Genomic DNA, 15,086 nt, shown 5'->3' with positions numbered 1-15,086 from the left:
CAGCTCGCTGGCTTAGCTGTTCTCCGGCTTCGCCAGGCTGTCCGGGTCCTCCTGCTTGGCCGGCTCATCGGAGAGTCCTTCCGGCGTGAGGTCCAGGTTTTGCGGGTCCTTGGGCTGTTCCGGGGCCTCGCCCACCTCGTGGGCTTTGGGGCTTCCGGTGTCGTCCAGGGCCGGGTTGGCGCCTTCGACGCCGGCGGGGTCCTTGGTGCCGGAGTTTGCGGCGCTGGGCTCGGTGCCGGGGGCGGGTTCTGCGGTCCCGGGTTCGGTGTTGTCGGGCTGAGTGGTGTCGTTCGGCATGGAAGTCCCTCTCTGCGTAGTGCAACGTGTCCGCCGACTCTATGCGCCTGGCGCGGCTGGCGCAACGGCAGGCGCGGGGTGAGCAGGTCCGCAGCCTCAGCCCTGACGGGCCTTCATCCGCGGGTTCTTTTTGTTGATCACAAAGGTGCGGCCCCGGCGTCGAACGATCTGGGCACCGGGAACCTTCTTCAGGGCGCGGAGGGAATTTCTGACTTTCATGGGCTTGCTCCTTGTTTTAGTGGCGGTTGATGCGCGGTGTTTTGACGGTTGGCGCAGCGTGACGCAGGGGGCCGTTCAGTTCGGGGCGGGGTCGAGCTGGAACGGATCGGTCAGCCCGGCGAACCCGGCCTCCATTTCCGCGTCGGTGAGTTCGCAGGCGGAGAGCAGCTGCGCAATTTCCCCCGGGTCCATGCCCTCTCCGGTCGCGGCCAGAACGCTTCCGCGGTCCCCGTGTTCCGGATGCCAGTCCAGGTGGGCGTCCACATGGTTGAGGGGATCGGGCGCCGCACCGGGGTCCTGGTCTGCCAGCCACGGTCCGGTATTTTCGAGCCAGACACGCGGACCGATGCCCTGGATGGCGATCCGGCACTGCGGTGCGGCGGCGATCCACAGGCGGCCCCGCAACCAGCAGCACCCCTCCGCGAGGGACGCCAGTGCGTGCCGGAACCGCTCAGGGTGCAGCGGACGCTGGGCCCGGTGCGTGACAGTGGTGAACGGTGAGGTTGAGGACGACGCCGGGATCCGCACCGAACCGGGGGCCGTGCGGCTCAGTGCGTCCTGGTAGTCGTGGCGGCCGGGGCGGATGAGGCCGGCGCTTTCCACCACGTCAGCATGCGGAGCCAGTTCCCTCACCAGTTGCACGCCGCGAACCCGCAGGGCGGGGTCAGCCGGAAACAGGTCCACCTCCGCCAGCAGGACGGTGTCATTGAACGACAGCTCGCCAATGAGGAATTCACCCGCAGTGCGCTGGTCCTCCGGGACCGGCGTGAACCCGGATTCAAACAGGCTGTGGTGGTCCCAAATGTGGTCCTCCAGCGTGTCAGGGGCGCAGGCAAGGACAGCGGAATCAATCGTCACCGGGCGGGAAAGACCACGCCGCAGCGCCCCGATCGCGGCCTCCGCGGACACCGCCGGCGGGAGCCCGATGATGGCCTGCGTCTCCCCGCGTTCCAGCAGCCGCTCGATCGTGGGCACCAGGTCCAGCCGCACGGTGCAGCTCAGGCAGCCGTGTTCCAGCTGCGTCTCGGCGCTCTCGAGGATCCCGGACTGGCTGAAGATCCTGCGGATGACGACGCCGTTCTCCAGCAGGTCGTGCAGAACCGCCACGGCGCGGGGATTGGCCGCGGCCGCGTCTTGGCAGGCTTGCTGGCGGCACAGGGCGTCCAGGGAGCTGATCACAGTGACATGCATGCGGACCACTCTAATGAGAATGATTCGCAAAAACAAGTCACTGAAATCAAGCCCCGAGGGCCTGCAGACCCTGCGGGACATCGCCGGCGGCTGACGCTGCCGGACCCGGTCGGCCTGAGCCACCCCATCCACCCAGGCATCTCAAGGGGGCAACTTATAGAGTGGATCCCAGGGAGCCCTCCGCCAGGCTCCACCACCGCTCGTCAGCTGTGCCCGCGGTACCAAGGCTTCAGGAGGCCCCATGCTTGTGCTCGTCATCAATTCCGGTTCGTCCTCGCTCAAGTACCAGGTCCGTGACGTGGCCGCCGGCATTGCGCTGACCGAGGGGCTGATCGAGAAGATCGGCATGGGCAACGGCGGTGACGGCGACGGCGAAATCGAGGGCCCCCGGGACCATGCGGAGGCGCTGGAACAGGTGGACGCCGCGATCCATGCGGAACTTGGCGATCTTGAACTTGCTGCCGTGGGCCATCGCGTGGTGCACGGCGGCGAGCGGTTCGCCGAGCCGGTGCTGATCGACAACGAGATCACCCGCGCCATCGAGCGCCTCAATCCGCTGGCGCCGCTGCACAACCCTGCCAACGTCCTGGGCATCCGCGCCATCAGCAAGAAGTGGCCGGACCTGCCGCAGGTGGCCGTGTTCGACACCGCTTTTCACCGCACCCTGCCCGAGCACGCCTGGCGCTACGCCGTCCCGGACGAGCTCTACACGAACCACGGCATCCGCCGCTATGGCTTCCACGGCACGTCGCACGAGTACGTCACGCACCGCGCCGCCGCGCTGCTGGATCTGCCCGTGGACGAGTTCGACGGCGTGATCGCCCACCTGGGGAACGGCGCCTCCGTCACGGCCATCCGTCGCGGTCATTCGGTGGACACGTCCATGGGATTCACCCCGCTGGAGGGCCTGGTGATGGGCACCCGCTCAGGCGACCTCGATCCCTCCATCCTGGTATTCCTCGGCCGGAACGGGTGGACGCCGGAGGACATCGACACCATGCTCAACCGCGAATCGGGGCTGAAGGGGCTCGCCGGGAACAACGACATGCGCTCGGTGGTGGAGGCGTCAGAGGCCGGCGATGCTAAGGCTTCGATAGCGCTCGCGGTTACGTCCTACCGGCTGGCAAAGTACATCGGTGGCTACCACGTGGCCGTCGGGGGCGCCAAGGCGCTCGTGTTCACGGCGGGGATCGGCGAAAACTCCCACCAGTTCCGCGCACTGGTGACTGACAGGCTGCATGCACTGGGCATAGAGCTCGACGTCGGCCTGAACAGTCAGCGGTCCAAGGAACCGCGCGTGATTTCCACGGCGGCCTCCGCCATCCCGGTGTTGGTGGTCCCCACCGACGAGGAGCGCGCCATCGCAGAGGCAACTGCCGCCGTCGTACTCTCATCGATTGCTCCGTAGCGGCCCTTCTGGGCGCTCAAAACGGCGCTGGGCCCACGCCGGCAGGGTGCCCTGGCCGAGCTTGCGAGGCTAGGGGGCCGGTGGGGAGCCATGGACGGGCTGCGGGGTAGCCTCAGTCCATGCCTGAGATCATTTTGCCCATCCGCACCGAGCGGCTGATCCTGCGCCGGTTCGAAGGTGCGGACCTGGACGCCTTCCATGCCTGCCATTCACTGCCCGAAACGGCACGCTTCCTGCCGGGGGAGGCCAAGAGCTACACCAAGTGCATGGAGTCCGTGGGCAAGTACGCCAACTTCGTCTTCGAGAAGGAGGGCGACTGGATATGCCTGGCCATCGAGGCCGTGGACGGCCCGGGACTCCTCGGCGAGGTGGTGCTGAAGTGGCTTCCGGGTAGCGGGCAGGGCGAAGTCGGATGGACCCTGGCGCCGGCAGCGCGGGGCAAGGGCTACGGGGCCGAGGCCGCGGATGCGGTGCTGAAGCTGGGGTTCGAGGAACTGGGGATGCACCGGATCGAGGCAAAGCTCGACGCCCTGAACACCGCCTCCGCCGCTCTATGCGAACGGCTGGGCATGCGGTTGGAGGCCCGGCTGGTGGACAAATGGCATTACAAAGGCCAGTGGGCAACCGTGCTGGTCTACGCGATCCTCGAGGACGAATGGCGCGCCCGGTCCCGGTGATCGATGGGCTCAACCACTGGATCTGACCCCGGTGACCGAGCCTGGCTAGCCTCGATCGATTGCTCCGTAACGGCCCTTTGAGCGCTGAAAACGGCGGTTACGGAGCAATCGATGGGTTATCTCAGGCCATTGACTGACTGCTGGGCCAAGGCCAAACTGGCGTTGTGCCTAGCTGCCAGCCATGCCGCGCTGGCAACAGGCGTGTCCAAGGAGAATTCGATGCCCACCGTGGAAGAAAACGTCTACATTGCCCGCCCGCCACAGGAAGTCTTCAATTTCCTGTCAAAGGGCGAAAACATTCCAGTCTGGGACTCCTCGGCGGTCCATGCCGAAACGGTCGGGACCGAGCCTGTTGCAGTCGGCACCCGGGTCAAGGGCGCCAGCAAGGTGGTGGGCAGGAAATTCGACTGGACAACGGAGGTCATCGAATTCCAGCCTCCAACCCGCTTTGTATCCCGCTCGGTGGAAGGAAAGCTGGAATTCACTGTCACCAATGTCCTGGAACCTGAAGGTGACGGGACCCGCCTGAACTTCCGGATCGATGCGGCATCTGGCCTGGGCGGGGTGTTCGGCAAACTGGCCGACCGGTTCGTGGAACAAGCCCAGGCCCGGACCGTCCGTGCCAACCTCGAGACACTGGCCGAACTGCTGGCCGAGCACCCCGAATACGGCAGGGATGACGGCTGAGCCGCGAGATCCGATAGATTGCTCCGTAACGGCCCTTTTGAGCGCTGAAAACGGCGGTTACGGAGCAATCGATGGGGCTATTTGAGGCCAGCCCCGGGCAACAGGTCCTTGGCGCCGAGGGAATCGGCGATGAACGCATAGTCCCACGCTCGCTCGCGCCACTGGACATAGCGCCCGGAGGCGCCGCCGTGTCCGCCGTCCATCTCGATCTTCATCACCACAGGCTCGGTGCCGGTGGTCTTGTTCCGCAGCTCCTGGACCCACTTGGCCGGCTCCACGTAGAGGACGCGGGTGTCGTTGAAGGACGTCACCGCAGCGACCTTGGGGTAAGCAACTGAATGTACGTTCTCGTACGGCGAGTAGGACTTCATGTAGGCGTACACGTCTGGGTCCGTGATGGGGTTGCCCCACTCTTCCCATTCCAGCGCGGACAGCGGAAGCTCCGGATCCAGAATGGTGGTGAGGGCATCCACAAACGGCACCTGCGCCACAACCGCGGCGTACTTTTCCGGCGCCAGATTGGCCACGGCACCCATCAGTAGACCGCCCGCCGATCCGCCCAGCGCCGCAATCCGGGACGGATCCACCCACCCGGAGTTGGCCAGCCGGTCGGTGGCGTCCACAAAGTCGGTGAAGGTATTCTTCTTCGCGAGCTTCTTGCCGTCTTCATACCAGTGCCGGCCCAGCTCTCCGCCGCCGCGGATGTGCGCGATCACAAACACCACGCCGCGGTCCAACAATGACAGCCGCGCGATGCCGAAACCCGGATCCATGCTCAGCTCGTACGAGCCGTACCCGTAGACCAGGCCCGCCGCCGTCGAATCCTGCTTGACGCTCGTGTGCCGCAGCACGGACAGGGGGATCCGCGTGCCGTCCGCGGCGTCGGCCCATTCGCGGGTGGCCACGTAGTCGCCGGCGGAGTAGCCGCCGAGCACCGGGCTTTCCTTGCGCAGCAGCAGCTCACCGGCGGGCTGCGCCCGGGTGGGCAGCACAAAGTCGTAGACGCGCGACGGTGTGAAGTAGGACGTGTAGCCCAGCCGGATCACCGGGGCCTCGTAGTCCGAACCGCCGACGCCGGCCGTGTACAGCTCCTCGTCGAACGCGGGCTCCACCGGCGCCTCCTGCGCGGGGGTGCCGAGGCCGGCCAGCCCCATCACCTGGACGCGCTCGATTGTGTCCCTGCGGACGGACACAATCAGGTGCGTGGAGGTGACGCCGGCACCGTTGACGCGGACGTCGTCGGAATGCTCGACGACGGTGCTCCAGTGCTGCTCGGCCAACGGCTTAGTCAGCTCGGCGGGGTCGATCAGGGAGACCATGGAGTTCACGGCGTTCCGGTTGTGCGTGATGATGATGCGTTCTGATTTTTCGCCGTCAGGACCGGTGAGCAGGAACGGTTCGGCCTCATAGAGGACGCGCTCGTCCCGCGAAATCACAGTGGTGAGGGCCGCCGTCGGGCCATCGAAACGCAGCAGGCGGGTCTCGCTGTACTCGGAGCAGCCGATGCCCAGCACGAGGTGACGCCTGTCGGAGGAGAGCTCAAAGCCCAGCCACATGGCGACGTCGTCCTCCTGGTAAATCACCTCATCGTCGGTGACCGGCGTGCCGAGGACGTGGGACTTGACCTGGTACGGGCGCCACGAATCGTCCACCACGGTGTAGAAAATGCGGGTGCCGTCGGGGGAGAAGCTGACGCCGTAGAAGATGTTATCGATGACGTCGGGCAGGAGTTCACCCGTGCGGAGGTCCTTGATGTGGAGGGTGAAACGTTCGTCGCCGGCGTTGTCCACGGCGTAGGCGTAAAGGTTCCCGTCCACCGTGACGGCCGAGCCGCCCACCGAAAAGAACGGCTTGCCTTCGGCTTCAATGTTGCCGTCCAGCAGCACTTCCTCGCCGGGGATTTCGACGCCGGCCTCCACTGCGGGGGGAGTCCAGTCGGCCACGGGGCTGCCGGTGTCGTGGGCGCGGACGCGGCACTGGATGCCGTACTCCTTGCCCTCAACCGAGCGGCTGAAGTACCACCAGCCGTCCTTGCGGTTTGGGACAGACAGGTCAGTCTCTTGGGTGCGGCCCTTGATTTCCTGGAAGATGGCATCGCGCAGCGGCTCCTGATGGGCGGTGACCGCCTCCTGGTAGGCGTTCTCGGCCTTCAGGTGCTCAACCACCTCGGCGGATTCCTTCTCGCGCAGCCATTCGTAGTTATCCACGAAAGTGTCGCCGTGGTGCGTCCGCTCGTGCGGGACCTTCTTGGCCACGGGGGGCGCGGGCGGCACCGGGGAGGCGGCGGCGGACGAACTGGCGGAATCCTGCAGCGGAGTCTGGGTCATGCCTTCAATATATAGAGCCGGGCAGACAAAAAGGCCGCCGTTCGCTACCGGGGTAGCCCCTTCCTGCAGCCAAGCCGGACGGGCAGCTAAGTTACCCGCCGGAACCCCTTGAACCGTCCTCCGCCAGGTGCTAGAACAGCATTACCGGGAGGATCCGGACGCGTTCTTTTTCATCTGCCTTCATAGGGCGGTTAGCCGTTTCGGCACGCCACAGCGCCAAATAGCGCATCGGCAGTCTGCGGGCGACCCTTCCGGTACGGTGGTCCCCGGCCTCGCCGGGGGCCACTCTTTTGCGCCCCAAGGCACCAGTCGTTGGCGCGCGCCCGCGGCCCCTTTTCCCGCCGATGGCGCCCGGCGTGGCACGGGGTAACTCATGCTGGTACGGGTTGCCACATAACGTGGTGCTGGACCTTGACAGGGCGTCATTATCGCGGGCTAATTGTAAGCACTCTTAGTAATTTTGGGGGCGATGATGCGAAACTTAATTCCGAAAGGCATCCTCAGGAAGATGCTTCTGCCGCCCACATACGGGCTGCACCTCACGCGGGGCGCCGAGTTCACAGTGCTCTCCGTCGAAGTCTGGAGCACGTGCCTGGTGGTCAACATCCACGTTGAATCCGCTGCCGGCAGCGCGGTCCCCGCAATTGCCATCGAAGACCATTGGGGCACTCTGTACACATTCCGGGACTCCGCCAGCGTGGGCTCCCGGAACCTGCAGGTCTTCACCCCGTCCGTGCCGCCCGGCACCAGGAGCCTGACCATCAGGTCCACCGACAACGACGCTGACGCGCGCCTGGTGGTGACCTTTGCCGTTCCGCTGATGCAGGAAGCCGACCAAGCAGCCAAGGCGCCGGTTTCCCGCCCGGTCCGACTGCGCCGTCCGGCCTAACAGCAGGTCGAACTAGAACGCGCAGCCGGAAGTGAGAGAGCGTTCGGGAAATTTCTGCAGGATGTGAGGGAGCGTTGATGGCGGGGCAGGCGTATCCTGATCACGCAAAGCGTACCCGCCCAGCGTGAGAAGGGAAGTTCAATGACCATCCCGCCAGTGCACGAACCAGAGCCGTTCCCGCCGGAACCAGGCCCGGACCCGTTTAGCCCGGACCCCACCCATCCCGGCCACCCGGGACCGGAAAGGCCCAGCCCCATCCCGACGCCGGAACCTCCCGGCCCGCTGCCCGTCCCGGATCCGGGGCCGGCACCGTTGCGCCCGGACCCCACCCGGAGCTAAGTCACCAAGTGAAACGGCCCACGGCACAGCCGGGGGTCGTTTCGCTTGGTGCCCGCCCGCTGGTGCCAGGCATTAACTCCCGGCGTACTACCCGCCCGCGTACTCGGGCAGCCGGCCTTCGCGCATGGCGGCCGCCACCTGGGCGATCCCGCCGTAGTCGGGGAACAGCACTGACGCTCCGCCGGGCGCCAGGCCCGCGCCGGCCGTCGGCAGGGTAAGGGTCACCACGGCGTTGGGGTCGATGCCGCGCATGCCGTAGGCCAAGATCGCCACGCCCACAGGATCAAAGCCCTGGTCCACCGTGAGGTAACTTCCCGCAAAATTCACCAGGGCCCGCACGGCAGTCACGTCGTTCAGGGCGCCGTCGCTGGTGAGCCGGGCGAGGATGGCGCGCAGGAACGTCTGCTGGTTCCTGACCCGCTGGAAGTCGCCGTCGGCGAAGGCGTAGCGCTCGCGGACGAACTCCAGGGCCGACTGGCCGTCGAGGTGGTTCACGCCAGGTGTGAAGACGTGCTGCGTGTCGTGGGTGGACTGGAACGGCACGGTGACGTCCACGTCGATTCCGCCCAGCCCGTCCGTGAGGGCCCGGAAGCCGTTGAAGTCCAGCATGACGGTGTGGTCGATGCGGGTGCCCATCAGGGACTCCACTGTCCGCGTCGCCAGCGGGATGCCGCCCACCTCCAGGCTGGCGTTGATCTTGGCGGCGCCGTAGTCGGGGATGTTCACGTACAGGTCCCGCATGAGGGAGACCACGTGAACGCTGCGTCGGTCGGCCGGGATGTGGACCAGCATGAGGGTGTCGGCGCGGTGGTCCTGGGATTCGCCCGTGGTCTGGGTGATGGCCGCCTGCTCCCGGGCGTTCGCGCGGCTGTCGCTGCCGATCACCAGGATGTTCATGGGTGCTGCCGGGAGTTCGGGAATTGGTTCGGGTGGCGGGGGAGGGGCTGGTGCCGGTGGGGGCGTCGTCTCCGAGGGAGTGGGGGTGGCCGTGGCAGTGTCAGTGATGATGGGCGCCGGGGCTGCAACTTCCGCGGCCGGCCGGGTGAACAGCAGGGCGGCCACGGCGACGACGGCCACCAGTACCAGCGACAGCACCGCCGCGATCACGCGGCGCCGTTTCAGCGCGGCAGGCGCAGCAGGCTCGGGCTCGGAAGGGGCCGGGCCGATCGGATCAGGACCGTTTGGGGTGCTCACCATGACTTAGTGTCCGCCCTCGGACCCGGTTACGGCTATAGCGCGGAGCGTGTCGTTTCCGAGCCGTAACGTACGACGGCGGCGCGCCGGGTTCAGTGGAAAGCCCCCGCAGTGCGGGGCGCACTAGGCTCTTGATCAGGAACGGGATATCTGTGGGGGATCTGATGGAAAATACGAAGCCAGTTCTGCCGCGCGGCGAGTGACACGGCGCTTGTGATCGTCGCCATAACCTTCGTGCTCTACGCCATGTTCGGCTTTCTTCACCGGCATTTGGTGCGCCGGGCTCACCTTGCTCTGGGGCTGAAGGCAGACGGAATGTTCGCGGAAGTGCGTGAAGTTACTCCCGAGGCGGCGTCGGCCCCTCGTTAGCGCCGACTCAAGCGGGAAGGTTCAGCCGGGCGTGCCGCAGGACAGAAACAATGGCAGGGGCCAGTTCATCTTCCATCTGGCGGTAGATCTCGGGGCTGCGCCGGTAGGGGTCGATGATGTCGTTTTCTGAGGAATCCGCCGGCAGTGACAGGTGCCGGACGGACACGGCCTGCGCGGGCAGCCCCCGCCAGAAGGCGGTGTTGGCGCTGAGGGGACTGCCGCCGTCGGGCGATACCGGAACCTTTGCGGCACTGTCCGCGCGTTCGTCCAGGACGTCGAGCATGCGGGCGAACTCGCGGATGGTGAAGGTGCGCTTGAGCAGGGAGGCGTCCAACTGGAGCACTTCGCCGCGGTGGCCCGAGGTCATGGTGAGCACCAGGTCCACGCCGCGCAGGATCCTGCTGGTCAGCTGCCGCGAGACGAAACCGTCCGGGTTCCCGCCAAAGGTGCGCACGATGTCTCCGGACAGCGGCTGCATGGGGTCGCCCACCATGGCCCGGGTTCCGGCGCTGGTGACCTCAAATCCGCCCGGCATCACCTGGTCCAGCCCGGCCTGCAGCAGCCGTTCGGCCACGGGGGAACGGCAGATGTTGCCGGTGCAGACCGTCAGGATCCTCACGGGTGCGGGGGCAGATACGGGGGATTCCACGGAACTTCTCTTTCCAGCCGATGCGCAGGACCGGTGCGGCCCGTCGTGTCTTTCAACTTAACACGTGCGGGCCTGGCCGGGCCTAAAACGGCCGACGGCGGCGCGGAGCGGTCAGCCGTGGCTGGGTTCCCCGGTGACGGTGTGGTCGGCATGGTTCAGGCCTTCCAGGACCAGCCGTGCCAGGTGGCCGTCCGCGATGCTGTAGACCACCCTGCGACTGATTTTTTGTGTGCTGACGAGGCCGCTGAAGCGGAGCTTGGCCAGGTGCTGGCTGACTGAGGTCCGGGAGGCCCCGGTGCGTTCCACCAGGGTGGTGACGTCGGCCGGTTCCTGGGTCAGGAGCCAGAGCACGTGCAGGCGGGTGGGATCGGAGAGCATCCGGAACGTGGCCGTCGCGGCATCCAGCCGGCGGGCATCGGGGAGCCTGGGGTGGTGAAGGCTCGGTGTGGTGACGCGTTGGGCCTCTTCCACCGGATCACCCTTTCCTGCTGGCCGGTTCTGCGCCGGTCCTGGAGGCAGCCGGCCAGAATTTCAGCGCCGCTGCTGTACTGATCATAGCCACCACAGCCAGGACTGCGGCGGCCCCGGGCTGGCCAGCGGCCGCGCCGATCCAGCCGGCTACCGGGTAGGTGATGATGAAGCACGCGTGGGAGAGGGAGAACTGGGCGGTGAAGATGTAGGTCCGCGTGCTTTCCGTTGCGGAGCGGCGCAGCAGCCGGGCCGAAGGGGTGCTGACCATCGAGGTCCCGGCCCCCAGGAGAACCCAGAGCCCCAGCAGCATGAGCCACGGCCCGGCAGTCGCCAGCAGCACAAACGTGCCGGCGAGGCCAAGGCCAAGAAGCGCAGCTCCGGCCATCATCAACGAACGGTCGGCTATTCGGTCCAGCGCACTGGGTGCGCTGAGCGCGACAGCCATCGAACCTGCGCCGAAACAGGCCAGGGCGATGGCGACGTCGGCATTGGATCCTGCGAACAGGTCCCGGGCATAGACCACCGTGTTGATCAGCACCAGGGCTGTAGCGGCCGCCACGGCCAGATTCAGTGCGAGGAGGCCGCGCAGTTCCGGCGTCTTCGTAAAGATCCGTGCACCCAGGGTGGTGCGGCGCCAGAGTGATCCTTCCTGACGGGCTGCCGGTCTTGCAGGCAGCCTGGTGGTCACCACCAGTGCCGCCGAGAACATAAAGCCTGCCACGGTGCCGAGGAAAAGTTCGTGGAAGGTAAGTACGGACAGGAGTGCGGCGGCCAGGGCCGGGCTGATCAGGGATTCCAGGTCATACGCGAGGCGGGAGAGTGACAGGGCCCGCGTGTACTGCCGTTCGTCGGGAAGCACCACCGGGATCAGGGCCTGGAAGGCGGGCGTGAACGTAGCCGAGACGCTCTGAAGCATAAAGACCAGCACATAGATTTGCCAGGCCTGATCCACCGCGGGCAGCATCAGGGCGATTCCTCCACGGACCAGGTCGGCGGCCACCAGGACCCGCTTTTTTGGCAGCTTTTCCACCACGGCCGCCATGACTGGCGCGACGAAGACGTAGGCCAGCATCTTTATGGTCAGCGCTGTCCCGAGCACGGCCCCGGCCTGTGCTCCTGCAAGGTCGAACGCCAGCAGTCCGAGGGCCACCGTCAGCAAACCGGTCCCCAGCAAGGCAACAATCTGGGCTGAGAAGAGCTTCCGGTAGGCGCGAACGGCCAGAATTTCGATCATAAGGATCCTTCAATCAAAACAATGTGTGCGTACTTATGCACCTATTGTAGCCACGAGACCGGGCGATGACGGCCAGGAAAGGCCCGGTGATGCGTAGCGTCCGAGCGTGCCGGCTACCTCTGGCTATGATCGAGCTACCTGGTTTCTGAGCTGAGGGGGACACTACCGATGAGTGCCGTCACCGTTGCGCGCAACGTCCGCGTCGCTATCTGGACTATTTTGGCGGTCCTTGTCGCTGGGGGCCTGATCTGGTTCACTGTGTTTACCGCGAACAAACCCGCTTCACCCGTGCCGCCGGCGTCCGCTGATTCCCAGGTGGCGAGGGAAGACAGCCACCGGCTCACCAGCCCACCGGCCGAAAAAGCCCAGCTGGTCGAGTTTCTGGACTTCGAATGCGAGGCCTGCCGCGCCGCCGAGCCCTTGGTGGCGGAGCTGAAGGAGGAGTACGGGGACCGGATCACGTTCATCCACCGCTACTTCCCCCTGCCCGGACACCTGAACTCCGGCACCGCAGCGCTCGCCGCCGAGGCCGCCGCGCGCCAGGGGCACTACGAACCGATGGTCACGAAGCTTTTCGCGACCCAGCCCGAATGGGGCGAAAAGCAGGACTCCCAGGCGGCCCTCTTCAGGACCTACGCGGAAGGCCTCGGCCTCGACATGGCCCGGTTCGATCAGGATGTTGCCGCCGAGGACACCAAGGAACGGATCCGCCGGGACATCGCGGACGGAAAAGCCCTTGGTGTTACCGGCACCCCGGCGTTCTTCCTCAAAGGCGAAAAACTGACCCTCAACACCGAAGCCCAGTTCCGGCAACTGCTCGACGATGCCGTCAAGTAACGCTGTTATGCGTCGCCGCTTGAACGGACCGAGGCCGCAACAGCCTCATTCAATTCGTCGCGCATGAGCTCCACGGCCAGGTTCGTCGAGCGGTTGAGCAGGCGAGCGACCTGCGGCGTTCGTCCCAGCCTGACTGGATTTCCCATCGATTGCTCCGTAGGGGCCCTTATAGCTCCCCAAAGGGGCGGTTACGGAGCAATCGATGGTGATGCGACGCCGTCGCCAGTGGAAATCTTGCGCGCGCGCCAAAGTCCGGCTAACCTGTGAGACGTGTCACTGACGAAGTGGCACATGCTTTTGATCTGCGGCGGGAGAGTTCTGCCGGTACGTTCAGCAGGCGCCGTAGGAGCAAATCCTCTCCGGGAATCTCTCAGGCCCACGTACCGCCGCGGTTAGGCAACTCTGGAAAGCAGTCCGGCAACGGGCTCACCGACGGTGCAAGCGTCACCTGCGTAAAGCAGGTGGGCGCGGAAACTCTCAGGTCCAATACAGAGCGGGGAGGAACCCGAATCAATGTGGCGTACCCAGCGCGCCACCTGAATTATGGAGTTCCTTCATGACCATCCAGTCGTCCCCTTCCACCTTTGCCGATCGGCATATTGGTGCGCGCCGCCAGTCCGATATCGACTCCATGCTCAAGGCTGTTGGCTATGACAGCATTGACGGCCTCGTGGACGTTGCCGTCCCCGACTCCATCCGCCAGGCCAAGCCGCTGGCCCTCAAGGACGCCCTGAGTGAGGTTGAGGTCCTTGCGGAGCTGCGGGAGCTGGCGGCGAAGAACAAGACCGCTGTGCAGATGATCGGGCAGGGCTATTACGACACTGTGACGCCCGCGGTCATCCGCCGGAACATCCTTGAGGCCCCGGCCTGGTACACGGCTTACACGCCGTATCAGCCGGAGATTTCCCAGGGCCGGCTGGAGGCGCTGCTGAACTTCCAGACCATGGTCCAGGACCTGGTGGGACTGCCGATCGCGAATGCGTCGCTGCTGGACGAAGCGACGGCCGTCGCCGAGGCCGTCCTGATGATGCGCAGGGCAAATAAGTCCGTAGGACAAAACGCCTCCGCCAGGGACGGCAAGACGGTCCTGGATGCTGACTGCCTGCCGCAGACCATCGCGATCGTGAAGGGCCGCGCCGAGGCGCTCGGTTTCGAGGTGGAGGTCGCGGACCTCTCCAAGGGCCTGCCTGAGGGCGCTATCAATGGCATCGTGCTGCAGCAGCCGGGTGTGTCCGGCCGGGTCTTCAACCACGCCGAGGTGATTGCTGCCGCGAAGGAGCGCGGTGCGCTGGTCACGGTCGCTGCGGACCTGTTGGCGTTGACGCTGATCACCCCTCCCGGGGAGCAGGGCGCTGATATCGCCGTCGGCTCCACCCAGCGTTTCGGTGTGCCGTTGTTCTTCGGCGGACCGCACGCCGCGTACATGGCGGTGGCGAAGGGCCTGGAGCGGTCCATGCCCGGCCGGCTCGTGGGTGTGTCCAAGGACGACGCCGGTGTCCCCGCGTACCGTCTGGCGCTGCAGACTCGTGAGCAGCACATCCGCCGTGAGAAGGCCACGTCCAACATCTGCACCGCGCAGGCGCTGCTGGCCATCGTGTCTTCGTTCTACGCCGTCTACCACGGCCCCGACGGCCTCAAGGCCATCGCCGAGCAGGTCCACCACAACGCCCGCACCCTGGCCACCACGCTCAAGATCGCCGGCCGCGAACTGGTCACGGAAACCTTCTTCGACACCGTCACGGTCCGCGTCCCGGGCAAGGCCGCGAAGGTCATCGCCGCCGCCGAGGCACGCGGCATCAACCTGCGCCACATCGATGCGGACACCATCGGCGTCTCCGCTGATGAAACCACGACGACGGATGTCCTCTCCGCGATCGCCGTCGCCTTCGGTGCTGGTCCTGTCGTCGACGCGAAGGGCATTGAACTGCCCGAATCGGTGCTCCGCACCTCCGAGTACCTGCAGCACCCGGTGTTCAACACGCACCGTTCCGAGACCCAGCTGCTGCGCTACATCCGCAGGCTCAGTGACCGGGACCTGGCCCTGGACCGGACCATGATCCCGTTGGGTTCGTGCACCATGAAGCTGAACGCCACCGCGGAGATGGAAGCCATTTCCTGGCCGGAGTTCGCCTCCATCCACCCGTTCGCCCCGGAGTCCCAGACCGTGGGCTGGCGCGAGCTCATCGGCGGGCTGGAAGCTGATCTCGCGGAAATCACCGGTTACGATCAGGTGTCCCTGCAGCCGAACGCGGGTTCCCAGGGTGAGCTCGCGGGCCTGCTGGCCATCCGCGGCTACCA

Annotated in this window: 15 protein-coding genes and 1 riboswitch; of the genes, 6 read left to right on the top strand and 9 right to left on the bottom strand. The window is 65.9% G+C overall.

Features of this window, described 5'->3' with window-relative positions; genetic code table 11:
• Window positions 1-12 precede the first annotated feature (12 nt).
• The 3 genes from ACZYZ4_RS15390 to ACZYZ4_RS15380 form a co-directional block, all read right to left on the bottom strand.
• On the bottom strand, window positions 13-297 hold the full coding sequence (locus ACZYZ4_RS15390) for a hypothetical protein (protein WP_463862264.1): 285 nt from the start codon (window positions 295-297) through the stop codon (window positions 13-15).
• 96 nt (window positions 298-393) lie between these two features.
• The gene (ykgO, locus tag ACZYZ4_RS15385) at window positions 394-516 is read right to left on the bottom strand and encodes a type B 50S ribosomal protein L36 (protein ID WP_058931424.1); all 123 of its coding nucleotides are present in this window, start codon (window positions 514-516) and stop codon (window positions 394-396) included.
• A gap of 75 nt (window positions 517-591) precedes the next feature.
• Complete coding sequence (locus tag ACZYZ4_RS15380) at window positions 592-1,707, bottom strand: GTP-binding protein (RefSeq protein WP_463862262.1); 1,116 nt, start codon at window positions 1,705-1,707, stop codon at window positions 592-594.
• A 241-nt stretch (window positions 1,708-1,948) separates the two neighbouring features.
• Here ACZYZ4_RS15380 and ACZYZ4_RS15375 point away from each other — a divergent pair, with 241 nt between their 5' ends.
• From ACZYZ4_RS15375 to ACZYZ4_RS15365, 3 genes are all read left to right on the top strand, one after another.
• Window positions 1,949-3,115 (top strand): acetate kinase, encoded by a 1,167-nt coding sequence (locus ACZYZ4_RS15375; protein WP_463862259.1) that lies wholly within the window; start codon window positions 1,949-1,951, stop codon window positions 3,113-3,115.
• Between the two features lie 119 nt (window positions 3,116-3,234).
• On the top strand, window positions 3,235-3,792 hold the full coding sequence (locus ACZYZ4_RS15370; protein WP_463862257.1) for a GNAT family N-acetyltransferase: 558 nt from the start codon (window positions 3,235-3,237) through the stop codon (window positions 3,790-3,792).
• Between the two features lie 129 nt (window positions 3,793-3,921).
• Window positions 3,922-4,479 (top strand): SRPBCC family protein, encoded by a 558-nt coding sequence (locus ACZYZ4_RS15365; RefSeq protein ID WP_463862255.1) that lies wholly within the window; start codon window positions 3,922-3,924, stop codon window positions 4,477-4,479.
• 77 nt (window positions 4,480-4,556) lie between these two features.
• Here the strand turns inward: ACZYZ4_RS15365 and ACZYZ4_RS15360 are convergent, their stop codons facing one another.
• The gene (locus ACZYZ4_RS15360; RefSeq protein WP_463862253.1) at window positions 4,557-6,806 is read right to left on the bottom strand and encodes a S9 family peptidase; all 2,250 of its coding nucleotides are present in this window, start codon (window positions 6,804-6,806) and stop codon (window positions 4,557-4,559) included.
• Window positions 6,807-7,314: 508 nt separating this feature from the next.
• On the opposite strand from ACZYZ4_RS15360, the gene ACZYZ4_RS15355 reads away from it, so the two are divergent.
• On the top strand, window positions 7,315-7,695 hold the full coding sequence (locus tag ACZYZ4_RS15355) for a hypothetical protein (protein ID WP_463862251.1): 381 nt from the start codon (window positions 7,315-7,317) through the stop codon (window positions 7,693-7,695).
• A 426-nt stretch (window positions 7,696-8,121) separates the two neighbouring features.
• On the opposite strand, the gene ACZYZ4_RS15350 is transcribed toward ACZYZ4_RS15355, so the two are convergent.
• The 4 genes from ACZYZ4_RS15350 to ACZYZ4_RS15335 all read right to left on the bottom strand — a co-directional run bounded on the left by ACZYZ4_RS15350 (window position 8,122) and on the right by ACZYZ4_RS15335 (window position 11,951).
• On the bottom strand, window positions 8,122-9,231 hold the full coding sequence (locus tag ACZYZ4_RS15350) for an LCP family protein (protein WP_463862249.1): 1,110 nt from the start codon (window positions 9,229-9,231) through the stop codon (window positions 8,122-8,124).
• Window positions 9,232-9,604: 373 nt separating this feature from the next.
• Window positions 9,605-10,246, bottom strand: coding sequence for an arsenate reductase/protein-tyrosine-phosphatase family protein (locus tag ACZYZ4_RS15345; RefSeq protein ID WP_463862247.1), 642 nt, complete (start codon window positions 10,244-10,246; stop codon window positions 9,605-9,607).
• A gap of 111 nt (window positions 10,247-10,357) precedes the next feature.
• The gene (locus ACZYZ4_RS15340; RefSeq protein ID WP_463862246.1) at window positions 10,358-10,717 is read right to left on the bottom strand and encodes an ArsR/SmtB family transcription factor; all 360 of its coding nucleotides are present in this window, start codon (window positions 10,715-10,717) and stop codon (window positions 10,358-10,360) included.
• Window positions 10,718-10,721: 4 nt separating this feature from the next.
• Window positions 10,722-11,951, bottom strand: a complete 1,230-nt coding sequence (locus ACZYZ4_RS15335; RefSeq protein ID WP_463862244.1) for an MFS transporter — start codon at window positions 11,949-11,951, stop codon at window positions 10,722-10,724.
• A 168-nt stretch (window positions 11,952-12,119) separates the two neighbouring features.
• On the opposite strand from ACZYZ4_RS15335, the gene ACZYZ4_RS15330 reads away from it, so the two are divergent.
• The gene (locus tag ACZYZ4_RS15330; RefSeq protein WP_463862242.1) at window positions 12,120-12,788 is read left to right on the top strand and encodes a DsbA family protein; all 669 of its coding nucleotides are present in this window, start codon (window positions 12,120-12,122) and stop codon (window positions 12,786-12,788) included.
• 5 nt (window positions 12,789-12,793) lie between these two features.
• Here ACZYZ4_RS15330 and ACZYZ4_RS15325 read toward each other — a convergent pair whose 3' ends face one another.
• Window positions 12,794-12,934, bottom strand: coding sequence for a hypothetical protein (locus ACZYZ4_RS15325; protein WP_463862240.1), 141 nt, complete (start codon window positions 12,932-12,934; stop codon window positions 12,794-12,796).
• Window positions 12,935-13,086: 152 nt separating this feature from the next.
• Window positions 13,087-13,184, top strand: a riboswitch (glycine riboswitch).
• Between the two features lie 160 nt (window positions 13,185-13,344).
• On the opposite strand from ACZYZ4_RS15325, the gene ACZYZ4_RS15320 reads away from it, so the two are divergent.
• On the top strand, window positions 13,345-15,086 hold a 1,742-nt coding region (locus ACZYZ4_RS15320; RefSeq protein ID WP_463862238.1), incomplete at its 3' end, for an aminomethyl-transferring glycine dehydrogenase.

The sequence above is a fragment of the Pseudarthrobacter adonitolis genome, from assembly GCF_055412845.1.
Note: the sequence above shows the minus strand (reverse complement) of the source record. Positions and strands in the feature narration are given on the sequence as shown.